General features: G+C 59.3%; 21 protein-coding genes. 2 read left to right on the top strand and 19 right to left on the bottom strand.

The features are described from left to right. The first annotated feature begins 133 nt into the window (after positions 1-133). Both lexA and I1M21_RS02900 read left to right on the top strand, forming a co-directional pair. A complete protein-coding gene (lexA, locus tag I1M21_RS02905) occupies positions 134-778 on the top strand; it encodes a transcriptional repressor LexA (protein WP_195192338.1) in 645 nt (214 codons plus the stop codon). Beyond that, positions 778-1482, top strand: a complete 705-nt coding sequence (locus tag I1M21_RS02900; RefSeq protein ID WP_195192337.1) for a heparan-alpha-glucosaminide N-acetyltransferase — start codon at positions 778-780, stop codon at positions 1480-1482. Before lexA ends, I1M21_RS02900 begins: the two co-directional genes overlap by 1 nt. On the opposite strand, the gene hflX is transcribed toward I1M21_RS02900, so the two are convergent. From hflX to era, 19 genes are all read right to left on the bottom strand, one after another. Continuing rightward, positions 1467-2756, bottom strand: a complete 1290-nt coding sequence (gene hflX / locus I1M21_RS02895; RefSeq protein ID WP_195192336.1) for a GTPase HflX — start codon at positions 2754-2756, stop codon at positions 1467-1469. The two genes, I1M21_RS02900 and hflX, sit on opposite strands and share 16 nt — an antisense overlap. After that, on the bottom strand, positions 2756-3694 hold the full coding sequence (gene miaA / locus I1M21_RS02890) for a tRNA (adenosine(37)-N6)-dimethylallyltransferase MiaA (RefSeq protein WP_195192335.1): 939 nt from the start codon (positions 3692-3694) through the stop codon (positions 2756-2758). The genes hflX and miaA overlap by 1 nt, the downstream gene beginning before the upstream one ends. Beyond that, positions 3694-5064 carry a tRNA (N6-isopentenyl adenosine(37)-C2)-methylthiotransferase MiaB gene (gene miaB / locus I1M21_RS02885; RefSeq protein WP_195192334.1) on the bottom strand — a complete coding sequence of 457 codons (1371 nt, stop codon included), beginning with the start codon at positions 5062-5064 and terminating at the stop codon, positions 3694-3696. The genes miaA and miaB overlap by 1 nt, the downstream gene beginning before the upstream one ends. Before the next feature lie 63 nt (positions 5065-5127). Continuing rightward, positions 5128-5445 (bottom strand): stage V sporulation protein S, encoded by a 318-nt coding sequence (locus I1M21_RS02880; RefSeq protein WP_195192333.1) that lies wholly within the window; start codon positions 5443-5445, stop codon positions 5128-5130. Between the two features lie 74 nt (positions 5446-5519). Further along, on the bottom strand, positions 5520-6605 hold the full coding sequence (locus I1M21_RS02875) for an ATP-binding protein (RefSeq protein WP_156062775.1): 1086 nt from the start codon (positions 6603-6605) through the stop codon (positions 5520-5522). Between the two features lies 1 nt (position 6606). Then, positions 6607-8157 carry a ribonuclease Y gene (gene rny, locus I1M21_RS02870; protein ID WP_115596193.1) on the bottom strand — a complete coding sequence of 517 codons (1551 nt, stop codon included), beginning with the start codon at positions 8155-8157 and terminating at the stop codon, positions 6607-6609. Between the two features lie 268 nt (positions 8158-8425). Continuing rightward, positions 8426-9118, bottom strand: coding sequence for a regulatory protein RecX (locus I1M21_RS02865; RefSeq protein ID WP_195192332.1), 693 nt, complete (start codon positions 9116-9118; stop codon positions 8426-8428). Positions 9119-9129: 11 nt separating this feature from the next. Then, positions 9130-10278, bottom strand: a complete 1149-nt coding sequence (recA, locus tag I1M21_RS02860; protein ID WP_271741986.1) for a recombinase RecA — start codon at positions 10276-10278, stop codon at positions 9130-9132. A 257-nt stretch (positions 10279-10535) separates the two neighbouring features. Continuing rightward, a complete protein-coding gene (locus I1M21_RS02855; protein WP_195192331.1) occupies positions 10536-11066 on the bottom strand; it encodes a CinA family protein in 531 nt (176 codons plus the stop codon). Positions 11067-11078: 12 nt separating this feature from the next. Beyond that, positions 11079-11627 (bottom strand): CDP-diacylglycerol--glycerol-3-phosphate 3-phosphatidyltransferase, encoded by a 549-nt coding sequence (pgsA, locus tag I1M21_RS02850; protein ID WP_229025554.1) that lies wholly within the window; start codon positions 11625-11627, stop codon positions 11079-11081. A 99-nt stretch (positions 11628-11726) separates the two neighbouring features. Further along, complete coding sequence (rimO, locus tag I1M21_RS02845; protein WP_195192329.1) at positions 11727-13076, bottom strand: 30S ribosomal protein S12 methylthiotransferase RimO; 1350 nt, start codon at positions 13074-13076, stop codon at positions 11727-11729. Between the two features lie 26 nt (positions 13077-13102). Beyond that, positions 13103-13600 (bottom strand): YajQ family cyclic di-GMP-binding protein, encoded by a 498-nt coding sequence (locus tag I1M21_RS02840; RefSeq protein WP_117770334.1) that lies wholly within the window; start codon positions 13598-13600, stop codon positions 13103-13105. A gap of 26 nt (positions 13601-13626) precedes the next feature. Next, positions 13627-15132: a helix-turn-helix domain-containing protein gene (locus I1M21_RS02835; RefSeq protein WP_195192328.1), complete on the bottom strand. Its 1506-nt coding sequence runs from the start codon at positions 15130-15132 to the stop codon at positions 13627-13629. Further along, positions 15132-17912 (bottom strand): FtsK/SpoIIIE family DNA translocase, encoded by a 2781-nt coding sequence (locus tag I1M21_RS02830; protein ID WP_229025537.1) that lies wholly within the window; start codon positions 17910-17912, stop codon positions 15132-15134. Before I1M21_RS02830 ends, I1M21_RS02835 begins: the two co-directional genes overlap by 1 nt. 1 nt (position 17913) lies before the next feature. Continuing rightward, positions 17914-19584, bottom strand: a complete 1671-nt coding sequence (locus tag I1M21_RS02825) for a ribonuclease J (protein ID WP_195192327.1) — start codon at positions 19582-19584, stop codon at positions 17914-17916. A gap of 637 nt (positions 19585-20221) precedes the next feature. Then, a complete protein-coding gene (locus I1M21_RS02820; protein WP_022094703.1) occupies positions 20222-22468 on the bottom strand; it encodes a polyribonucleotide nucleotidyltransferase in 2247 nt (748 codons plus the stop codon). Positions 22469-22618: 150 nt separating this feature from the next. After that, entirely contained in the window at positions 22619-22897 is a 279-nt protein-coding gene (rpsO, locus tag I1M21_RS02815; RefSeq protein WP_006235963.1) for a 30S ribosomal protein S15, read from the bottom strand. 138 nt (positions 22898-23035) lie between these two features. After that, positions 23036-23785: a DNA repair protein RecO gene (gene recO / locus I1M21_RS02810; protein WP_195192326.1), complete on the bottom strand. Its 750-nt coding sequence runs from the start codon at positions 23783-23785 to the stop codon at positions 23036-23038. Between the two features lie 12 nt (positions 23786-23797). Then, on the bottom strand, positions 23798-24865 hold the full coding sequence (gene era / locus I1M21_RS02805; protein ID WP_195192325.1) for a GTPase Era: 1068 nt from the start codon (positions 24863-24865) through the stop codon (positions 23798-23800). Positions 24866-24874 lie beyond the last annotated feature (9 nt).

Genomic DNA, 24874 nt, shown 5'->3' with positions numbered 1-24874 from the left:
ACAGTTTTATCAAGCCGCGCGGACAAAAATGTCTAGCGCGAGAACGAATGTTCGGTTATTATTATCTTCGAACAGTTGTTCCTGTCAAGCAAAAATCGAACATTTGTTTGACATTGGCAGAGAGGATCCCCTGATGGCTCGCAAAATTACCAAGCGTCAGCAGCAGATTTACGACTTCATCAAGGAATATCAGCAGGAGAAGGGCTATCCGCCCAGTGTGCGCGAGATGGCATCGGCCGTAGGCCTCTCCTCCCCCAGCACGGTGCATGCTCATCTCTCTGCCCTGGAGGCTCGAGGACTGCTCAAGCGCGATGCCACCAAGCCTCGCGCCCTAGAGCTCTTTGATGAGGACGGATCCTCTGTCTCGATTTCCAAATCCGATGAACCCACAGCGCCCCGCGGAACGGTCTCGCTGCCGCTCGTCGGTCGCGTCGCGGCCGGGATTCCCATTCTGGCCGAGCAAAATATCGAAGACACCTTTACCATCCCGACCGAAATCGCCACAGACCAGGGCTCCTTTATCCTTGAGGTGCATGGGAGCTCAATGATCAATGTCGGCATCTTCAATGGCGATTACATCATCGTCCGTGAACAAAAGAGTGCCATGAACGGCGAAATTGTCGTGGCCATGATTGATGGTTCAGCGACCGTCAAGACGTTCTACAAGGAGCAGGGACGCGTACGCCTGCAGCCAGAGAATGACACCATGGAGCCTATCTATGCAACGAATCCCGTTATCTTGGGCAAAGTCGTCGGCTTGATGCGCCGGTTCTCGTAATGCAAAAACGCATCACCATCTTTGATACCGTCCGCGGGTTTACGATGCTGTCGATGGCAGGTTTTCACGCCTGCTACGATTTGGCCTACCTATATGGATGGGATATGCCATGGTTTACCGAAACGGTTTTCCAGGATATCTGGCGCGCAAGTATCAGCTGGGTATTTTTGTTTATCGCCGGTTGGATGAGCACGCTCTCGCGTAATAACGTTAAGCGCGCCCTCAAGTACGCGGCCGCAGCTTTGGTCGTATGGATTGCAACTACACTGGTATCAGTCGACGATTCGGTAAACTTTGGCATCATTTATTGCATGGCGGCGTGCACCGCGGTGGTTGCACTCACCCGTCCGTTACTTCAAAAAATGCCGGGCTCGTGGGGCATCGCAGCGTGCCTTGTTCTTTTTGCCCTAACCTGGGGCATTCCAAAAGCGGTCTACCCACTCCCCTACCTGGCATGGCTTGGATTCCCGGGCCCGGGTTTTGTTTCGGGAGACTACTATCCGCTCATTCCGTTTGTCTTTATGTACCTTACCGGCTTCTTTACTGCCCAGGCAGCACAAGCATCAAGCCACGAAGCGCCGGCATGGGCATACGCCAATCCCATCCCGACGCTCACAGTCCTCGGTCGGCATGCCTTACCGTTCTATCTGCTTCATCAGCCTATCATTCTAGGCGTGCTTGAGCTCGTTTACTCCGTACGATAGCGCCCAAGACGCGGCGCGATACGGGCCGGCAACTTCGCCACAATGCGAACCCCGTCCCCTAAATATTCCTCATGCAGAAGGGTCCCCTGCTCATGCACCAGCGTGATGAGGGCGCCCTCGCGATACGGGATATCCGCAGAAAGCAACACATCGGTGGCAGCCGCCTCTCGAGCAATACGGTCGACGAGATCGTCGAGCCCCTCGCCCGTCTGGGCCGAGAACAGCACGGCCTCGGGATAGCGACGATGGAAACTTAATCGGTCGACGCTATCGAGTAGGTCGATTTTATTGAACACCGTAAGGGTCAAACGCTCACCGGCACCGATCTCGTCAAGAACGCGATCGACTGCCTCGAGTTGGCGCTCGTAGTCCTCGTCAGAGGCATCCACAACTTTAAGGATCAGGTCGGCACCAAGGACCTCGGACAGCGTGGACTTAAAGGCATCAACGAGACCATGCGGCAGCTTTTGAATAAAGCCAACGGTATCGGTAATGGTCATACCGCGACCACCGGGCAAGCGATACGAGCGCGTCGTCGGATCGAGCGTGGCGAACAATTTGTCCTGAGAAAGCACCGTGGACCCGGTCAGGCGATTGAGCAACGTCGACTTACCGGCATTGGTATAACCGGCTAGGGCAACGCGAAACGCCGGCGACTCGATACGACTCTTTGACTGGACATCGCGGCGCTGTTCGACCTGCTTAAGCTCACGACGAAGCGCGGCAATCTTGTTGCGAATCAAACGTCGGTCAACCTCGAGCTGGCTTTCGCCCTGGCCAAAGCGCGAGCCAATGCCACCGCGTGTCTGCTCTTTAGCAAGATGGCTCCACATACCACGCAAGCGGGGCAACAAATACTGCAATTGGGCCAGCTGCACCTGCAGGCGGCCCTCACGGGTCTGAGCGTGCAGGCCAAAGATATCGAGAATCAACGCCGTGCGATCGATAATCTTAACCGGTTCGCCCACGGCTTTCTCAAGATACGACTGCTGCGAGGGCGTTAAATCGTCGTCGAAGATAACAACATCGGCATCCATACGATGCACGAGCCCGCAAAGCTCCTCAACCTTTCCGGAGCCAATAAACGATTTTGGATACGGCTTAACCAGGCGTTGTGACAAACGCGCCACGCACTGGGCGCCAGCCGTATGGGCCAGGCGCTCAAGCTCGTCAAGCGAACGATCAAGCGGCCAGGCGTTATCGCGCCACTCAACTCCGACAAGAACGGCACGTTCGGGCTCAGGCGCCGTGGGAACGAGGGGAAATCGAGCCATTAGGCCGCCTCGATACGGTGAAGGATATCCTTAACGACCCCATCGATCGTAAACTCGTCCATGTCGAACCACACGATGCGGTCATCGCGTTTAAACCACGAGAGCTGACGCTTGGCATAGCGACGCGAACGCATCTTGATGAGTTCGCGAGCCTCATCCATAGAAATCACGCCGTCAAAGGCATCGATAATCTCTTTATAGCCAATCGCTTGCATCGAAGTTAGGGCATCTCTCAGCCCCTGGTCCATAAGACCACGGACCTCATCAACAAGACCCTGCTCAAACATCAGATCGACGCGTAGGTTAATTCGCTCGTAAAGCACCTCGCGATTACGCATCAATCCAAACCACAGAGCGTGATAATGCTCGCGCGGAACACTAAACTGCGACTTTTGTTGCGCGTAGGACACGCCATCATCGTGCATTTCCAGCGCGCGAATCACGCGACGAACATTATGGGGGTGGATGACCGCGGCGGACTCGGGGTCACGCTCGGCAAGCAGCGCGTGCAGCGCTTCCTCGCCAATGCGCTCGGCAAGCTCCTGATACCCCGCGCGGCGATCGTCCTCAAGTTCGCCCGAGGGAAAATCCATCTCATCCAGGGCCGCCTTGAGATACAAGCCCGTACCCCCGCAAAACACCGGTAGGCGGTCCTCGCCCAGCAAGCGCTCAACATGTACACGAGCGTCTGCCTGATACAACGCTGCAGAATATGCAACGCCCGGTTCAACAATATCAACCAGGCGTAGAGGCGCCGTGCATTCCTCTGGTGTCATCTTGGCAGTGCCGATATCCATACCTCGATAGATTTGCATCGCGTCACACGACAGCACTTCGGACGAAAGACGAGCCGCTAAACGATCTGCGACATCACTTTTACCAACCGCGGTCGGACCGACAATCGCAACGGCGGAAAGGCCTGCCCCGTGAGAAATCATTAGCGCGGCTCGCCCACAACGGATCCGGACAGATACCACGTCTTGGCAACATCGATGTCAACATCGACAATCTTGCCAATCAACTGATTGATGCTGTAGCCCTCGGGAATCGGTGCATGAACGGTCTGATTCTTAGGACTCTTGCCCAACAGCACCGCGTCATTCTTTTTACTCGTACCCTCAATAAGCGCCGGCACAACAGTGTGGAGCTCACCCTGGTTATACTCGTGCGCAGTGGTCTCGATAACCTTCACCAGACGGTTGAAGCGCTCAAGAATCACCTCATGAGGCGTGGGATCGTCAATCTCGGCTGCCGGAGTACCGGCGCGCTTGGAATAGATAAACGTATAGGCCTGAGCATAACGGACCGTCTCGGCAAGCGAGAGCGTCTGCTCAAAGTCTTCCTCGGTCTCTCCGGGGAAGCCCACGATGATATCGGTCGAAAGCGCGATATCGGGCATGCGATTGCGGATGCGATCGACCAGGCCCAGATAATCCTCGCGCGTATAGCGACGATTCATCTCTTTAAGGATTCGAGTCGAGCCCGACTGAACTGCCAAGTGCAGCTGCGGCATGACGGCAGACGTCTCGGCCATAGCGTCGATAGTCTCGGGCAGCAGGTCTTTGGGATGCGAGGAAGTAAAGAAAATACGCTCTACACCCGTATCGCCCACGGCACGCAACAGGTCGGCAAAGCGCGGCTTGCCAAACAGATCGCGACCATAGGAGTTGACGTTTTGACCCAAAAGCGTAACCTCACGCACGCCCTGGCGTACTAGACCGGTTACCTCGTCGACAATCTCCTCGAAAGGACGGCTCTTTTCGCGACCGCGCACATACGGCACGATGCAATAGGTGCAGAAGTTATTACAGCCCGTCATAATGGGGACCCAGGCATGATACTGAGTCTCACGATGCCACGGCATGCTCATAGCATCCGTGTCCTCGTGCTCGTTGGTGCGAATATGACGTTTGCCGTCCATGAATGCCTCGGCAATGAGCTCGGCAACATGCGCGATAGAATGCGTGCCAAAGATAACATTGACGTTATCGACATTTGTGAGCAGGCCCTCGCCGTCGCGCTGCGCGATGCAGCCGCCCACGGCGACCACGCGCTTGCCCGAGGGTGAAGGCGGGAGGCTCTTACAAGAGTTGCACTGACCGTACAGACGGGTGTCAGCGGCCTCACGAACGCAGCACGTCATGAACACGACAATGTCAGCATGCTCCGGATCGAGCGCCATGAGGCAGCCATACGAGTCGAGCAGGCCACTCACGCGCTCGGAGTCGTGCTGATTCATCTGGCAGCCAAAGGTGCGGATGAAGTAGGTTTTACCGGCAAGAATATCGCGTACGGAACCCTGGTCCATGTGTATAAGTCCTAACGAGGTGGAATAGGCGGAATCAAAGAGCGCGGGCAAAGAGTAAACAATCTATGCCACAGGCTTAACGTCGTCCATCACAACGCTATCCATAGCGGCACGATTAATCTGATGAACGTAAATAGAAAGACGGATGGCCGTGCGCGACTCCCCGTTGATGAGGATGTCGGAGAACACCGGCGCGCAGGAAATATCAAACCCGGTCGGAATCAAAAATCCGCGTGCAATGGCCACAGCCTTAATGGCCTGATTGACGGCACCCGCGCCGACACACTGAATATTAACGGGAACACCATCTTTGACCATGCCGGCAATGGCGCCGGCAACGGACGCGGGCGATGATTTGCTTGATACCTTCAGGCAATCCATGAAGAAACTCCTGCGTTTAAAAGTACGTTTTAACTGCAATAACTGTATCGTACCGAACGGACTCGGTAAAGATGCTATTCCTCTTTGGCAAGATCGAACGTCACAGTGATGCGATCACGTGAAACACGAATCTTGGGGTCGCCGCAAAGGTTGAGATAGTACCGCGATGCAAGATCGTTAAAGTCGCGCTCCACGGCTCGCGAGAACTGCGCCATGTCGTCCTTGGCAATACGCAACCCGCGACGATCTTTGGCGAGATCAACCGGAGCAGATGCATGTGAAGATGAATCGCGCTCGCGAAGCAGGCGTGCGGTCACACCGCGAACGGGCTTAATCTGGCCCGCCAAGATACGATGCGCCGTACGCTCGGACATCTCAAGGCCCAAACCCGAACAGATACGGATAAAGTCTTCCGCATCCGAAGCAAGACCCAGACGATCCACCACGGGAAGCTCGGCTTCGTCATCGATAAACAAAAGACGGGAAGCATCGAGACGGCTGGAGGCCTGTGCATGCAGCGTCGCGGCGATCTCGGACGGAGACCCCAGATAGACATCACAGGCGCGCAGCTCCTCGAGGGCAAACTCGCAGGCGGCGCGAATGATGTTGTGAGGGCCACGGGCGCAGACATAGTGACCGTCCTCGTCCTTCACGGCCTGAGGCCAGCTGGACTGATCGGCGCGCTCGCCAAGGCGGTCAGTAGCGACGCTCACCTTAAAGACCGAGCCAAGGTCAACATCCGACGCGACAACGCGTGCCTCGTCGGTGTTCTGCTTAATCGAGAACAATGCCATGCCTCGACCGTGAACGCCCCAACGATCCATCTTCATGCTCTCGAGCTTGGAGGTAACGCGGGCATCGAAGATGCGCTCCTGCATATCCTGCGGCACACCCGAGCCGTTATCCAGAAAGACGAGCGTACGGACGCCATCTTCCTTGGTCGTGGCGAGATAGACCTTGTCGGCGCCGGCATCACGAGCGTTGCGCAGCATTTCGATGACAATATCCTCGACATGCTGAATGTCGTGCTTTGCCTGGCGCCGCTCGGCCTCCGAAACGCGGAGGCGGACATACCCCTCGCCAAGGTTCTCCTCGACGCGAAGGTTGCCCTCCCCCGACATCGACGCGATAAATGAGATGAGCTCGTTCGCGTCGTTCATGTTATTTAGCGATATCGACAGCGCGGCTCTCGCGAATCACGACGACGCGCACCTGACCGGGATACTCCATCTCTTCCTCGATCTGATGGGCGATGTCATGAGCCAAGACCGTGGACTGAGCATCGGAAATCTTGTCCGGCTGAACCATGACGTGGACCTCGCGACCAGCCTGCATGGCATAGGTACGCTCGACGCCGTCATGGGAGTTGGCAATCTCCTCGAGCTTCTCAAGGCGCTTGATATAGTTCTCGGCCGATTCGCGACGGGCACCGGGGCGAGAGGCAGAAACGGCATCGGCAGCCTGGACCAGAACATCGAGCACCGTGTTGGGGTCGACGTCGGCGTGGTGAGCCTCGATAGCGTGAACGATAACGGGCTTCTCGCCATAGCGACGGGCGAGCTCGGCGCCGATAACGGCATGCGGACCCTCGACGTCATGGTCGATAGCCTTGCCAAGATCGTGCAGCAGACCAGCACGCTTGGCGGTCACAACGTCCAGGCCAAGCTCGGAAGCCATCACGCCGCACAGGTCGGAAACCTCGAGGGAGTGCTGGAGCACGTTCTGACCAAACGAGGTGCGGTAGCGCAGAGCACCAAGGGTCTTAACGATCTCGGGGTGCAGATCGTGGATACCGGTATCGAAGGCAGCCTGTTCGCCAGCCTCGCGCACGCGCTGTTGAACCAAGTCGGCGGCCTTGTGATACATCTCCTCGATACGGGCAGGATGAATGCGGCCGTCAGCAATAAGGTTCTCGAGGGCGACGCGGGCGGTCTCGCGACGGACCGGATCGAAGCTCGAAAGCACGACGGTCTCGGGCGTATCATCGATCACGAGGTTGACGCCGGAAACCTGCTCGAAGGTGCGGATATTGCGACCCTCGCGGCCGATGATGCGACCCTTCAGGTCGTCAGACGGAATATGCACGGAGGTAACGGTGACCTCGGCGGTGTGATCGGCGGCACAGCGCTGAATCGCCAGGGACAAGATCTCCTGGGCGGTCTTGTGGCACTCGGCGCGAACCTGCTGCTCGGACTCACGGATGATCGTAGCGGCCTCGTGGGTAACCTCGCCACGAACCTTGTCGAGGAGTTCCTTGTGAGCATCCTCGCGGGTCAGGTCGGCGATGCGCTCGAGCTCCGAGGTCTGCTTGGCGCAGAGCTCCTCAAGCTCGCGAGAGCGCTTCTCGACCTGGCCAGCCTGGCTGGACAGCTGATGTTCACGCTTGTCGAGGGCATCGTTGCGGCGATCGAGGGACTCCTCGCGCTGCATCACGCGGTTCTCTAGCGTACGAATCTCACTCTTACGCTGCTTGTCCTCGGCCTCGGCAGCCTGCTTGTTCTTGATAATCTCTTCCTTGGCCTCAAGCAGAGCCTCTTTTTTGAGGGTCTCGGCCTGACGCTTTGCATCACCGATAAGGGACTCAGCCTGTGCGTGAGCCGACTGGATCTTTTCGTCGGCCTCGTGAAGACTACCCTGCTTGGCGGTGCGCATGTAGGCAATGGCGGCGATGGCACCCAAAACGATGCCAACGAGCGCTGCGATGATAGGCATGCTCACTCCTTTTTATGGATTCGTTACACAACAAAGCGAACCGTCCTTACGAACGGCTCGCGACATTTGAGTAATATGGGCGCAGCTTATGCGGGTCGGATACAGATAAACATATAAACAAACTCATCAAAGATGAGCACATATCACAAAGCAAATGACAGTGTTTATCGTACGTTGAACCGTAACAACTGTCAAATAAATGGACTCGGTACGGCGACTTAAACGCGGTGAACGGCGGGTACGCAAAACGCATGCGTCTAGCATGTGTCTAAACTGCACATTCCTCACGTTCGGCATCGAGACGCGCCTTAACGGCATCGGCGGCGATGTGGTACGAAAAGCCCTTGCCCATCAAAAACCGGACGAGCTTTTCGAATCCACGTGTCTCGGGAACACGACGCTTCGCGAGTAGAGCCGATGCGCGAGCCAAGTCGTCATCCGCGGCAAAATAATTCTCGGGATAGCCGGGGATATCATCGAGTACGACATGGCGGCGCTTGAGCTCGGTCTCAATCTTGCGCTGTCCCCAGCCGCGTCGTTTGCGTTCCTCGATAAAGTACGAGCAAAAGCGGTTCTCATCTAAAAAGTGATACTCAGTGGCACGCTGGACGGCAAAATCAATTGCGGGCTGGCGAAATCCGTAACGAGCCAGCTTGTCACGGACCTCACCCGTGGCATGGTCGCGGCGCGACAGCATCTCAGTCACCATGGTAAGCGCGCATTTACACTCAATGAGCTGTACCGCTTCGCGAAACTCATCCCAATCGCAGGGAAGATCGGGGCGATTTTTAAGAAACAGACGCGCAACACGAACAGGAATCCAGATGGATCGTTCAAAACCACCCTCGAGCTCGCAGTCGATATGTGCACAAGGCTTTTTTGATGCAGACCCACTCGAGAACGAGGAGGTCGCCTTCTTATCGGGAAAGACGACCGTGGCCTCGGTCACCGTATACGACATGAGGGCAACCGCTACTCGTCGTCGTCATCGAGCATCGCGGAGCCATCGATGGCGTAAAGCTCATCGAACTCCTCAGTTTCGGGCTGATCGGTCAGCTCGACCTCGGACGGAGCATCGTCATCGAATTCAAGGCCGCAGGCGAGGCGAACCTTATGCTCGATCTCGTCAGCACAATCGGGATGCTCGCGCAGGAAGGCCTTAGCGGCCTCGCGACCATTACCGAGCTTGTCCTCACCGTAAGCAAACCAAGAGCCCATCTTTTTGCAGATACCGCACTCGACGGCCATGTCAAGAATCGAGCCCTCCTTAGAGATGCCCGTGCCGTACATGATGTCGAACTCGGCAGAGCGGAACGGAGCGGCCACCTTGTTCTTAACGACCTTGGCACGCACGCGATTGCCGATGACCTCGTCCTTGAGCTTGATGCTGTCGATGCGGCGAATATCGATGCGCACCGACGAGAAGAACTTGAGGGCACGGCCGCCCGTCGTAGTCTCGGGGTTGCCGAACATGACGCCGATCTTCTCGCGCAGCTGGTTAATGAAGATGCAGGTCGTTTTAGATTTGGCGAGCGAACCGGCGAGCTTACGGAGCGCCTGGCTCATCAGACGGGCTTGAAGGCCGACCGTAGTATCGCCGATCTCGCCCTCGATCTCGGCACGCGGAGTCAAAGCAGCGACAGAGTCGACGACGATGGCGTCGATGGCGCCAGAGCGCACGAGCATGTCGACGATCTCGAGCGCCTGCTCGCCCGTATCGGGCTGGGAAATGAGGACCTCATCGATGTCCACGCCGATACGCGCGGCATACGTGGGATCGAGCGCGTGCTCGGCATCAATAAATGCCACGACGCCGCCCATAGCCTGGGCCTCTGCCAAAATCTCGAGAGAAAGCGTTGTCTTACCGGAGGACTCAGGACCGTAAATCTCGACGATACGGCCGCGCGGCACGCCGCCGATGCCCAGCGCGGCATCGAGGGCCAGGGCGCCTGTGGGAATGGCCTCGACCTCGAGCTCGGGACCACCGTCGCCGTACCTCATGATGGAACCCTGGCCGAATTTCTTCTCGATCTCGGCCTTGGTGGTGGCGATCATCTCATCGCGCTCTTTACCCGTCGTGCGAGCATGAACGGTACGTACGGGACCTGAATTCTTGGCCATGAATAGCCCTCCTCTTAACAACCTGCATCGATAATAAACGAACGGCTGTTCGTGGTCAACCGTTCAGATAAATCATATGCAGCCGACCTTTCCAAAACCCAACCAAACGCCGACCAAACACTGACCAAAAACTTGACCGAAGGCGAACCAAGCAAGGCATGACGGGGAAGGATACGCCAACCACCTGCACAAAGAGCAAATTCGCCAGAGGTCCCTATCTCCACAATTAAGGGGCCCGGAGGCCCCTTAAAACACGTCTATTCCATAGAATCGAGCACGCAGACGATGCGACCCAATGCCTCCGCGACCGCATGGGCACGGACACACGAACGATCGCCCTCATAGTGACAACGAATGGAGTCCACGACCGGCACTCCCCCATCGGCCGAGCGATACGCCCAGCCAATATAAAAAGTGCCAGCTGGATCGTCCTCGGTCCCACCACCGGGGCCGGCATAGCCCGTCGCGCTCACGGCAATATCGCTGCCAAAAAGTTCAAGCGAGCCCGCCGCCATCTCACGCGCCGTCTGATACGACACCGCGGTATAGCGAACGAGCGTCTCCTGCTCAACACCCAGCACACGGTGCTTAATCTGGTCGCAGTACGTTACGGCACCGCCACGGAGAACCGCCGAGGCACCGGGGATATCGGCAACCGTCGAGGCGATCATGCCCGCCGTCAGAGATTCAGCCGTCGAAACCGTCACGCCACGAACACCTGCACGCTCGACAATATCGCGTGCGAGCTCTTCGTTATGCGCGGCAATCTGCTCAAATGATTCCGTCATACCTACCAGGACCTAGACCGAAAAGACGATCTTGCGGCAGTTCCAAAAGTACTGAGCGCCCGAGATAACGGTCAGGATAACGGCCACGGCGTACAGGAAGCGTGAGACGCCATAGATACCGAGCGTCAGCGCCACCGGGGCCAGGTTAAGGCCGGCCATCGCAAAGACGCACAGATAGCCGCAGATGGAAACCATGGTGGTCGCCGTCTTGTACTTGCCGAGCTTATCGGCCGCAACGACCACACCGGCCGCACTCGCGACCATGCGCAGGGCACTCACCAGCAGCTCGCGGAACAGGATGATGAACACCGACCACACGGTTACGGTACCAAAATCCAAGAACAGAAGCAGAGCCGAGAACACGAGCAACTTATCGGCGATGGGATCCAAGAACTTACCGAAGTCGGTGATCTCGTTGCGTGAACGAGCCAGGTAGCCATCAACCTTATCTGTGCACGACAGGATGACGTACAGAATAAAGGCGGCGGCGGCGAGCGGGCCGTCGAAGGTGCTCCAGTCCGTGCCGGCAACGCCCGTGTGCGACAGGGCCGACACGATCATGAACACCGGGATAAAGACGATGCGCACGCACGTCACGATATTGGCGGGAGTCCAGACACTCGTCAGTTCCTTATTGCTCTCGTTAGCCACAACGCTCTCCTACTCAACCACATGACCGATGAGCTCGTAGCAGAAGCTATCGGTAAACTCGACCGTCAGAATATCGCCCACGGAGGCCTCGCTGGCATCCAAGTGCACCGCGCCGTCGGAATCGGGCGCCTGGAACCAGGCGTGGCCGATGAGCTCGGCGCCGTCCTCGGTCTCCTCGATGCCGTCGACGATCACCTGGGCACGCTCGCCAACGTGAGCGGCGGTCGCGGCAAAGCCGAGCGATTCGGCCAGGTCCATAGCCTCCTGCGCGCGCTCGAGCTTAATCTCATCATCGACCTGGCCTTCCATCTTGGCTGCCAGGCTGCCCTCCTCCTGCGAGTAGGCAAAGACACTCGTGTAGTCAAAGGCCACGGTATCCATAAAGTCGATGAGATCACGGAACTCGTCGTCGGTCTCGGTCGGGAACCCTACCATGGCTGTGGAGCGGATCACGATACCGGGGATGCGCTCGCGCAGGTCGCGGAACAGGCCCTCGAGCTCCTGGCGCGAACCGGAGCGGCGCATGGCCTTGAGGATGCGCGCGTCGCAGTGCTGCACGGGGATATCGATATAGGGCAGCACCTCGGGCGTATCGCGAATGGTCTCGATAAGCTCGTCAGTCATGCCCTCGGGCTGCAGGTAGAGCACGCGGACCCACACGTTATGCGGACGCACGGCTTCGGATACGGCCTGCAGCAGCTGGGCTAGGTTGCGCGGCGAACCCTCGTCAACGTCGGCGGCGTCAAAGTCGCTGCCCCAGATGCCCGTATCCTGACCGATCAGCACGATCTCGCGCACGCCCCCGGCAACCAGGTCGCGCACCTCCGAGATAATGCTTTGCGCATCACGCGAGTGATAGCGACCGCGGATATACGGGATCATGCAGAAGCTGCAGAAACGATTGCAGCCGTCGGAGATCTTCACATAGGCAACCGCGCCCTCGACGGTACGTTTGACCTGCGGGATATATGCCGCAACCTCACGCTCGACACCCAGCACGCCATCGATGACCGCAACGATGCCGTCCTCTTCGTCGGCCTTCACGAACGCGGCGACCTCGGGAAGCTCGTCGGGCAGATCGTCGCCGTAGCGAGACGGCACGCAGCCGCACATAACGATCGGGCACGAGCGAACGCCGTCCTGCACCTCATTGGCAAGCTCGAGCGTCGTCTCGATGCTCTCGGACGTAGCCGAGGCAAGGAAGGAGCACGTGTTGACGATGGCGATATCGGCATCCTGCGGATCGAATGCCTCCTCGTAGCCCGCAGCGGTCAGCAGCGAGCGCATACGGTCGGTATCAACCTCGTTTTTGGCGCAACCGAGGGTGATATAGAGCACGGAGCCCAACGGTGTATCCATGTTGGAAAGCGGTCCTTTCGAATAAATTAGCGGTAGTTGGTAAACTGCAGCGGCTGGCCATAGTCCTGGTCGCGCAGAAACTGGATCACGGTCTGCAGGGCATCCTTGGATGCCGAGGAAACGCGCAGCTTATCGGCCTCGATAGTCACCTTGACCTTGAGCTTTTGATCCTTGATGTCCTTATTGATCTTCTTTGCGGTAGCCTGGTCGATGCCCTCGACAATGTGACCGAGCACGCGCACGGTGCCACCCGAAGCGGCCTGCGGAGCGTCCCAGGACACAGCCTTAAGATCGATGCCACGCTTGATGAGCTTGGAGCTCAAAACGTCGATAATCTGCTTGGAGACGAAGTCGGCCGGAGCGCTGATCGTAAAGAGCTTGTCGCCCTTCGAAAGCTCGATCGTGGCGCCGGAGTCCTTCAGGTCATAGCGCTGGGAAATCTCGCGCGTGGTCTGCTGGAAGGCATTGTCGACCTCCTGCATATTGACTTCGGACACAACGTCAAAGCTGGAATCTTTAGCCATGGTTTTTCCTTTCGCCTACAAGCGGCTTAGTAGCTGTCGTACGAATAATCGGTAGAATCGGTCGTCGTTTGACCGTCGGTGGCGGTATCGGTGCCGTCCGTGGACTGGGCGTCGGTTCCATCGGTTCCGTCGGTACTTTCGGTGCCATCGGAACCGTCAGTGCTCTCGCCGTCCTTGGACTCGGTCGTCTCCTTCTTGGGAACGGTGATCGTCACGCGCGCCACGCCCGACGTCTTAGTGTCGTAGCGGACCTTTTCGCCGTTCTTGGTAACGGTGACATCGGAAGGCTTGGACGTGGTGATCTCGATCGAGGACTCGGGCGTGTATTCCTGCTCAAAGGGGCCGGTCGCCTGGGCGCCATAGACCGACTTGCCATCAACCTTGACCTCAATCCAAGCGGTCTTACCCTTGGCAACGGAGATCTTGACCTTTGTGACCTCGCTCTCCTCCTTCTTGGACGTCGTCTTGGCGGTGCCCGATTCGGTCGACTGGTCCGTCGCCTCATCGGTGTCATCATCGACGGATTCGGTCTCCTTGGAAGATTTCTTGGTCGTGGTCTTGGTGGCAACGGGCGTCTCGGGCGTCTTCTCGGGCGCCGAGGCGCCGCAGCCACGCAGGAGCACCACGATGAGCACGATCAGCAGCAGCGCCACGGCACCGATACCGGCGTAAACGATACGAGGATCGAGACCGTTGTTCTGGGGAGCACGCCCACCGCCGCGTCCACGATTGGAACCACCGCGACCAGTGCCTTGGGGCATGCGACCGCGGTTATTGTCGGAACGTCCGCGATAGCTACCCTGGCGCTGCATATTGCGCTGGCCTGAGCGGGGGGCGAGCTCGCCGCGACCCTGGTAGTTGCGCTGACCCGAACGAGGCGCTATGGAGCGCTGGCTATAAGGCTGTGACTGAGATCGAAGGCGAGGCGTCACCTGCGTAGTGTCGGCGTCTGCATAGCCGCCGCGCGGACGACCGGAAGAAACGCCACGGTACCCGCGATCGGAATAACCACCATCGCCGTAGCCGGCACGAGGGTCTCGTGCGATACCGCGGGCAGCGGGGAGTGCGCGCTCCTCGGGTGCCGGCGTGCTGCGAAAACGATCGCGCTGGGAACGAATCTCCTCGCTCGAGCCCGTCTCGGTAACATAGCCAGCCTGCTGAGGGCGCTGGGCATAACGCGTCGAACGCCCGCCCTGAACCATCAGAAACCGGCCGTTGTCGACCGAGGAGCGCGAATTGACGTAGCCGGCGGCGTCCTGAAAACGACCGCCCTGCTGAGACGTCTCGCGTTCGTATGCCATCAGATCGTCAAAATAGGCGTTGACCACTTCGCGCGGGTTTAGGCCTAAAAAGCGTGCATAGCTCGAAATCATGCCCTGCGCATAGCCGCGCGGAGGCATCGATGCAAAATTGCCATTCTCGAAAAACTCGATGATCTGCGGCCTGATTTTGATGGTGTTGGCGACCTGCTGAATGGAAAGGCCCATTCGGCGACGCTGCTCGAGCAGCATGTCACCAAAGCGTGCAGCCATCAGAATCCTCCAAACTCACGATCTTCACGTGCCATCTCAGCGTCGACGGATTCCAGCGTGGCAAGGCCTTCTTCATCCAGCAGGACCTCGCGCGGCTTGGAACCGTCGGGCGGACCGACGACACCCTTTTCTTCCAGCATGTCCATAATACGCCCGGCGCGCGCATAGCCAACCTTCAGGCGGCGCTGCAGGCCAGATGTGGAGCCCAGCTGCGATTCCACCACAATATGGGCGGCTTCCCAGATAAGCGGATCGTCGTCCTGAGGCTCGGCAACGCCGGTGCGAACAATGCCGCCGCCACCTGCCATGGACATGGAGGCAGGCGCCACAGCCGACAGGATCTCCTCATGGTAGTCGGGCTCGCTTTGCGACTTAACAAACTCGACAATCTCGTTGATCTCGTCATCCGAAACAAAGCAGCCCTGGATACGGCGGGGCTTGCCCCAGTCGACCTTAGAGAACAGCATGTCACCCAAGCCGGTGAGCTTTTCGGCACCCATCTGGTCGATGATGACGCGGGAGTCGATGCCCGTTGCGACGTTGAAGGCGATACGGTTGGTAATGTTTGCCTTGATGAGACCTGTCACCACGTTAGAGCTGGGACGCTGAGTCGCCACGATAAGATGGATACCGGCAGCACGGCCCAGCTGGGCGATACGCACAATCGACGCCTCGACGTCCTTGCCGGCAACCATCATCAGGTCCGAAAGCTCGTCGATGATGATGACCAGGTAGGGCATCTTTTGCGGCGGGTTATCGTAATGCTCAAACTCGCCGGCGGCCTGCTTTTCGTTATAGGTCGAGATCTTGCGCACGTTCAGGCGCTCGAAGACCTTCAGGCGGCGCTCCATCTCGGACACCGCCCACTGCAAGGCACTCGCGGCCTGCTTGGGCTCGGTCACTACGGGCACGTAAAGATGCGGCAGGCCGTTATAGCCTGCGAGCTCGACGCGCTTAGGGTCGACCATAATCAAGCGAACGTCCTCGGGAAGGGCGCGCATGAGCAGGGTCGTGATGATGGAGTTGATCATGACCGACTTACCGGAACCCGTGGTACCGGCGATCAGCAGGTGGGGCATCTTGGCAAGGTCGGCGACGACCGGCGTGCCCTCTGCATCGCGGCCGATGGCAAGCTCAAGCGGACCGCCCTTAACATAGGGCAGCACGTCGCCCAAGTTGACGTTCTGACGCTTTCGATTGGGAATCTCGATACCCACGAGCGAGGTGCCGGGAATCGGCGCAAAGATACGCACGGACTGAGCAGCAAGTGAAAGCGCGATGTCGTCCTCAAGGCTCGAAATCTTGCTCACGCGCTCGCCCTCGCCGGGCTGCAGCTTAAAAGTCGTCACCGTGGGGCCGGCAATCCAGCCGACGACGCGAGCGCTACGGCCAAACTCAAGCAGTGTGGACTGCAGCGACTCGGCGGTCTGTTCCAGCTCCTTGTCCGAAGACGCGGCAGAAGCGGACTGGGGGTTTGCATGCAGGATTTCGAGCGGCGGAAGCTTAAGGCCGTCCTCTTCTTCGCCCTCGTTATCCGCGGGGGCAATGTCCGCTCCCCCATCGCTCGAAGTAGACGCCTCGGCAGCGCTCGCGACAGCCGTATCGGCAACCTTGGGATGCTTGACGAAATCAGGAATTTGAGGGGCGGCCGAAACGGGATTCACGGCAAACGGCGGTTCGGACTCGTCGACCTTGTCCGGATCGTCCTCCATCGAAAGCTGGCCAGTCACCTGACCGCGCTTTGCCTGACGACGCGGCAGCAAGGTGGTTTTAGCAGTCTCGAGCGGGGACTCGTCGTCCTCGTCATCACCCTCGGTAAGCTCAATCTCGCTCTCGGACCAAGACGGATCGGGCTCACTCGTATTGAGTTTGGGAGCCTTCTTGCCCTTCTTGGCATGACGGCGCGGCAGCAGCGTCGTCTTAGCACGCTCGGCCTCCACGGCGTCGGACACGTCGACAAACGGATCCTCGTCCTCGTCGTCATCGTCCAGAACCGGGTCCGCATCGTTGCCCATGACCGTGGTCACGGACATATCGGAGCCCTTTTGACGAAGAATGCTCAGGTGCGGACGGGCAACGCCGGGCACCGACAGGGCTTCGTCGTCACCCCACGGACTCGCGTTTACATCGGCACGACGGCGCTCGGCAAAATCGGCCGCACGGTCGCGGGCAGAGCGCAAAACTCCGCCCACCGAAAAGCCGATGATGACAAAGCCAACGACGGCCAGACCCAACAGGACCACCATCGCGATAGGTTTACCCAGGGCATTCTGCAGCGCACTCGCAATAAACGCACCGATGTAGCCACCCGAGGCGGACAGGTTTTGCGGCGTGAACATTAGGTCGCACGAGTCGCTCGTACCCGGCACCATCAGCGAAAGAATGGAGACGACGGCGATAAAGACCACGGCGCCGCCCGCAACCGAGCGCACGTTGAGCGGCGAGTCCTCACCCAAAAAGAGCGTGGCGGCAAACAGCAAGATGACGATCGGCAGCACGTAGGCGCCCAAGCCAAAGCCCAGGTGGTAGAACCCGGCGACCGCGGCCGTCACGGGCGCCGTTGCCGGAGAAATCACCGCGATAAAGGACGCGATCGCCAGCACGGCGATAACGACGCCGGCGATATCGCGATTGGCCGAGGGCTCGACCAAGGGCTCAAAGTCTTCGAACTCGGCCTCGTGGCCCTTATTGGCACGCAGATGGGAACCGGCACCCTTAGGAGATGCCGGTTGGTTGTTGGCTTTATTGCCTTTGGCGTTTTGTGCAGATCCGCGCGCCAAACTAAACCTCCATGACGACCGGGATGATCATCGGACGGGTACGGGTACGGCTCCAGATAAAGTTGGACAGCGAGTCGCGCACCGCCTTACGGATGGCGTCGGAGCCGCTGCTGGTAAAGCTAAACTTGCCCTTTTCGATCGTCTTCATGATGGACGCGGAGGCGTCCTCGGAGAACTGGTCGTCGATGGCAAACGAAACGCCGCGGCCCGAGAACTCGATGGCCTCGATCTTCTTATGCTTGAGCGAAACGATGGCAACGGCCGTGACCATACCGTCGTTGGCGAGCTTTTGGCGATCGCGCAGGACGATGGGGTCGGTATCGCCGATGCGCAGGCCGTCGACGTAGACCACGCCGGATTCGACGGGCGTGCCACGCTTGACAATGCCGCCACGCATTTCGAGCGTGTCGCCGTTATCCAGAATAAAGATGTGATCGTCCTTGATGCCCATCTTGCGAGCCAGCTGAGCATGGGCACGCAGGTGCACGGCCTCGCCGTGGACCGGCATAAAGTACGTGGGCTTGGCCATGGCCATCAGAAGCTTGAGCTCCTCCTGGCTGCCGTGACCCGAAACATGAACGAGGGCACGGTTCTTATCCCACACGTCGCAGCCAAGCTTGGCGAGGCTGTTGACGACCTGCTGAACGGCTTTCTCGTTACCGGGGACCGGCGTTGCCGAGAGGATGACGGTATCGCCCTCGTGGATGGAGAGTGTCTTGTGCTCGCCGTTGGCCATGCGCGAAAGGGCCGACAGAGGCTCGCCCTGCGAACCGGTGCACATGACGACGATCTTGTCGTCGGGCAGGTTGTCAATATCGAAGGCATCGATGATATCGGCATCATCGATGTTGAGATAACCGAGCTCGCGCGCCACGCGGGTGTTGGTGAGCATGGAACGTCCGGTCACGACGACCTTTCGGCCGCACTTGCGAGCGGCGTCGCAGATCTGCTGCAGACGATGGATGTGACTCGAGAACGACGCGACGAACACGCGGCCCGGAGCATTCTTGATAGCATGCAGCAAATTGGGACCGACCTCGGCCTCGGACTTGGTAAAGCCGGGGACCGTAGCGTTGGTGGAGTCGGACAGCAGCAGGTCGATGCCCTGCTTGGCAAAGCGGCTGATAGCGGCATAGTCGGGCGTGACACCGTCGATGGGCGTCTGGTCGAGCTTAAAGTCGCCGGTGTGCATAACGGTGCCCTGGTTAGTGCGGATGAACACGCCCAGAGCGCCCGGGATGGAGTGCGTCATCGAGAAGAAGTCGAGCGAGATGCCACCCAAATTGACGTGGCTGCCGCCCTTGACCTCACGGAACTTGGGTGCACGAATGCGGAACTCGGAAAGCTTGCCCTCGATAAAGCCAAGCGTCAGCATGCTCGAGAAGATGGGCACCTTGTTGTTGAGGTCTTGCAGCAGATACGGAAGCGAACCGGTGTGGTCCTCGTGGCCGTGGGTGACGACGATACCGCGGAGCTTCTCCTCGTTCTCAAGAACGTAGGTGTAGTCAGGAAGCACCAGGTCGATACCGGGTTGGGAGTCGTCGGGGAACATGAGGCCGGCGTCGACGAGCACCATGTCGTCGCCGCACTCGAAGACCGTCATGTTCTTGCCGATGCCGTCGAGGCCGCCGAGCGGGATGATCTTCAAGGGAGATGATTTTTTAGCTGCCATAGGTGAGTGTTGTTTCCTTTCTTCGAAACGGGTCTGGAACAACCGACGGGGCGCTTCTGGCAAACCGACCGCCGGGAACGTACAAACATGCATCACAGAGTCGATGCAATAACCAAAATATGATACCCATTTGCACAACAACAGACCACCCATGCATCAAAGCCCCATCTGAACTGGTCCATCCCGCCGGTTTCCCGTGGGGCGGGCACTGATGAAGTTTCCTGCTCTACAGTCCTGCTCACGACGGAGGCCACATTAAGTGGCCTCCTGTTCGTGCGGAACTCGCGATAAACTTCATCAGTGCCCGCCCCACGGGAAACCTGCCAAAAAGGGACAGGTTTATTTTGGTCGTTTTATCTGGGAAGATGCTGCTGCGGCTATCTACTGATCTGAAATCTGACCACTGAATAGACTGTCTAACTAAATAGCAAGCGGCACCAACCAGCCCTTTTGCTTGCGCCCGGGAGGGCCGCATATGAAGTTTATCGCGAGTTCCGCACGCAAAGGAAAGCACTTAATGTGCTTTCCGTCTTGCGCAGGACTGTAGAGCAGGAAACTTTACCTGCGGCCCCGCCGGGAATAGCAAAAGGGCGACCCCCTTAGGAGTCGCCCTTGTTGAGCTGCTTATGTGTAGCTGTTACTCGGCGTCGTGGTGACGGCGAGGCTTTCGGCCTCCGTTGTCGCCGGGACGGCGCGGACGGTCGCTGCGCTCAGAGCGCTCGCGACGCGGACGCTCACGACGCTGGAAGTGCTCGCCGTCGCCCTCGGAGGCACCCTCGGCGCGAGCCGGGGCCTCGGGCTTGTCGAGACGATCGAGCGAGATCTTGCCGCGATCGTCGACCTCGATGACGACGACCTTGACCTCGTCGCCCACGTTGAGGACGTCCTCAACCTTCTCCACGCGACCCTTGGCGACGCGGGAGATGTGCAGCAGGCCGTCCTTACCGGGCAGCAGGTTCACGAAGGCGCCGAAGGGCTGGATGGAGACCACGCGACCGGTGTACTCCTCGCCCGGCTCGGGAACCTTGATGATGAGCTTGATGCGCTCGACGGCCTGATCGACGGACTCGCCGGTGCCGCCGACAAAGACGGTGCCGTCCTCCTGGATGTCGACCGAAGCGCCGGTCTCGTCCTGGATGCCGCGGATGACCTTGCCGCCGGAACCGATGACGTCGCGGATCTTATCAGTCGGAACCTGGATGGAGACGATGCGCGGAGCGGTGCTGCGCGTGGTATGACGCGGCTCGGGGATCACATCGAGCATCTTCTGCAGGATGAAGGCGCGACCCTCCTTGGCCTGCTGCAGGGCGCGGGCCAAGATGTCGAAGGTGAGGCCGGTGGCCTTGTTGTCCATCTGCAGGGCGGTGATGCCCTCGGTGGTGCCGGTGACCTTAAAGTCCATGTCACCCAGGAAGTCCTCGAGACCCTGGATATCGGACAGGACCACGGTCTTGCCCTCCTCCTGGATCAGACCCATGGCGATACCGGAGACCGGGCGCTTAATGGGCACGCCGCCGTCCATAAGGGCGAGCGTGGAGCCGCAGGTCGAAGCCATCGAAGAGGAGCCGTTGGACTCCATGACCTCGGAGACCACACGGATAGCGTAGGGGAACTCGTTCTCGTCGGGAAGCACCGGGAGCAGAGCGCGCTCGGCCAGGTTGCCATGACCGATCTCGCGGCGCTTGGGGCTGCCCATGCGGCCGGTCTCGCCGGTGCAGAACGGCGGGAAGTTGTAGTGGTGCATATAGCGCTTGCCCTCGGTGGGCTCGATGGTATCCAGACGCTGGCCCTCGTTGAGCATACCGAGCGACAGGACGGAGAGCACCTGGGTCTGACCACGCTGGAACAGGCCGGAGCCGTGAACGAGCGGCAGGTAGTTGTCCTTCACCATGATGGGACGGATCTCGTCGGCGGCACGGCCGTCGACGCGCTCGCCGGTCTCGACGACCATGGTGCGCATGGCCTTCTTCTCGAGCTTCTTGAGCGCCACGGGAATCTCGCGCTCCCAGGCGGCCTGCTCCTCGTCGGTGAACTCGGCGCGGATGGACTCCTTCAGAGCCTCGACCTTACCGATGCGGGAAAGCTTGTCGGCGTCGCGCAGGGCAGCGGCCATCTCGTCGTAGTGGGCGAAGATGCGCTCCTGGACCTCCTCGACGGGCTGGTCGAGCGGGTACTCCTTCTTGACGATAGCGCCGTTGACCTGCTCCCACTCGGCAACGAACTCGTCTTGGGCCTGGCAGAAGGCAGCGAGGGCCTCCTGACCAAACTTCATAGCGGCGAGCATGTCGTCCTCGGAGATCTCCTCGGCACCGGCCTCGACCATCGAGATGAAGTCGGCAGAGCCGCCCAGCTCCAGGTCCAGGTCGGAGTTCTCGCGCTCCTCATAGGTGGGGTTGACGATAAACTCGCCGGTCTCCACGTTGCGGCCGATGCGCACGCAGGCAAGCGGACCCTCGAAAGGCACGCCGCCGAGCGTCATAGCCAAAGAGGCGCCCATGACGTTGATAACGTCGAAGGGGTTAACCTGGTCGGCGACGAGCGAGGTGGCGACGATGTGCACCTCGTTACGGAAGCCGTCCGGGAAGCTCGGGCGGATCGGGCGGTCGATCATACGAGCCGTGAGCGTGGCCTTCTCGCTGGGACGGCCCTCGCGCTTGAGGTAGCCGCCCGGGATACGGCCGGCGGCGTACATCTTCTCGTTGAAGTCGACGGTCAGCGGGAAGAAGTCGTAATTCTTGCGCTCCTTGGAGACGACCACGGTGTCGAGCATCGTGGTGTCACCCTGCTTGACCAGACAAGCGCCGGTGGCCTGCTTGGCAAGCTCGCCGGACTCGAAGGTGTAGGTCTTGCCGTACAGCTCAAAGGTCTTGGATACGAGTGTCATTGTTCTCCTTTACCCCACAGGCCCCTTGCCTGCGGGCTTCTCATGTGACGCGGGCCCCCTGCCCCCGCCACGCTTCAGAGCGTGATTGTTCACGCCCTTACACAAAAAGAGCGCCCCGCTGCGCAGGACGCTCTTAGCATGTACAAATCCTTACTGGATGTTGTCGCGGATGCCCAGAGCCTTGATGAGCTCACGGTACTCGACGATGTCGTTCTTCTTGATGTAGGAGAGAAGACGACGACGACGGCCGACGAGCATGAGCAGGCCACGACGGGTGTGGAAGTCCTTCTGATGGGACTTCATGTGCTCGGTCAGCTCCTTGATGCGCTCGGACAGGATGGCGACCTGAACCTTGGGGTTACCGGTATCGACCGGGGAGTTACCGAACTGGGCGGTCAGCTCCGCCTTGCGCTCTTTGGAAACAGTCATTGTTTCACCTTTCGTTTCGCGTCGCCCGCGGACGACTCTATTCGCCTCGGACTGGGAAGCCGCCGGTGGAGCGAACATCCAAGGTCGAGGTACCAACAGGTCGGTATGTTACCACAAGCGGAGCGCGCCTGCGTATCATCACCGACCCAACATGAATTCCATCGCACGGAGCCGCTGATCGGTGTGCGTGGCGGCCCAAATATGCGAAAGCCCCAGCAAAAACGCGGCCGTATGCGGATCGATTCGCTCGGCCAGAAGGGCATCGAACGTCATGGACATCAGGGCGCGCAGCCATGCGACCTCGCCGACCGATACCAACTCGGCGCCAGGCACGCTCGAGGCGCACGACCCGCACAGAAGCCCGCCGGCTTGGGCCGAGAAATACGAGAGCATGGGATCGCCGCACGAGACGCAAGCCGAGAAATCGGGCCGGTAGCCAACGTGCGACAGCAGCTTAAAGACAAACGCTGCCACGAGCAGGTCCATATGAGCCGAGTCAAGCCCACTGCCAACAAGCGTGAGCGCCCGCTGCGTGATGGCAAAGGTAAATGGATCCTCGGCATCCTCGAACGAGCACACACGCGCAACCTCGGCAATCGCGCTGGCGGCACAGGTCGTCTCGTAGTCAGGAGCAGCACCGAGCGGTGCCTCTAAAAGCTCCGCCTGCGAGACCACGTCGAGTGAGCGACCATGGGCCAACAGCATATCGACGGTACAGAAGAGCTCGCAGCGGGCCGCAAGGCGACCGCCAGGCTTACGTGCGCCCTTAGCCACGGCACGCACCTGCCGTCCCCGCTCGTCGAGCATCGTCAAGATCAGGTCGGTTTCCTTGAGCTTGGTCTTGTCGAGGACGAGCACCTTCGTGCGATATGTGCGAGAGCCTGCCATGAACGCCGAGGCTTAATCTTCGGCATTATAGCCAAAGCGGCGGATCTGCGCCTCGTCATCGCGCCAGCCAGCCTTGACCTTCACGTCGAGCTCCAAAAAGACCTGGGTGCCAAAGATACGCTCAAGGTCACGACGGGCATCGATGCCGATATGCTTGATCATCTCGCCGCCCTTGCCGATGATGATGCCCTTCTGCCCCTCGCGCTCGACGTAAATCGTGGCGTGCACGCGCAGGACCTTCTTAGTCTGCTCGAGCGCGTCGCAGATGACGCCCACGGAGTGAGGGATCTCGTCGCGGGTGCGACGCAGGACCTTCTCGCGCACAAACTCGGCCACGAGGGTCTCGTCGGACGCGTCGGTGCCCATGTCCTCGGGGAACCAACGCGGACCCTCGGGCAAAAAGTGCGCAACGGTCTCGATAAAGGCGTCGACGTTGAAGTTCTTGACCGACGACGTCACGATCTCATCGTCATATTCCATGAGCTCGTGGGCGGCCTTAAGCTGCTCCATGACTTGTGCGGGATCGGCTTCATCGGCCTTGGTGAGCACCAGGACCTTCTTGGAACGGGCGTTTTTGACGCGCTCGGCAACCCAGGCGTCTCCCCTGCCAATCGGTTTGGTGGCATCAATCAAAAACGCGACGACGTCGACATCGTTCAGCTCGAACAACGCGCTCTTGTTGAGCTCGGACCCCAGGCCGTCCTTGGGCTTGTGGATACCCGGAGTATCGACAAAAACCAGCTGGTAACCGGGGCGGTTGACGACGGCGCGCATACGGCGGCGGGTCGTCTGGGCCACCGGAGAGGTGATGGCGACCTTCTTGCCGTAACAGGCGTTGAGCAGCGTGGACTTGCCGGCGTTGGGGCGACCGACCAGGGCCACAAAGCCGCTGCGGAAACCGGGTTCCACGTCGCCAAATCCCGCGAGGCTCTCATCCTCGTCGCACAGTGCATCGAGTTCCTCGTCGCTCATACCCTCAAACGGGTCGAACTCCTCGACATCCTCGAGCTCCTCGGTATCCACCGCGTCCAGGGACTCGTCGTCCAAAATCTCATCGGTAGGCTGCATATTGTCGGACATGGGAATCCC

The sequence above is a fragment of the Collinsella aerofaciens genome (assembly GCF_015546965.1).
GTDB lineage: Bacteria > Actinomycetota > Coriobacteriia > Coriobacteriales > Coriobacteriaceae > Collinsella > Collinsella aerofaciens_X.
The sequence above is the reverse complement of the archived record's forward strand: the minus strand, read 5'-3'. Positions and strand labels throughout refer to the sequence as shown.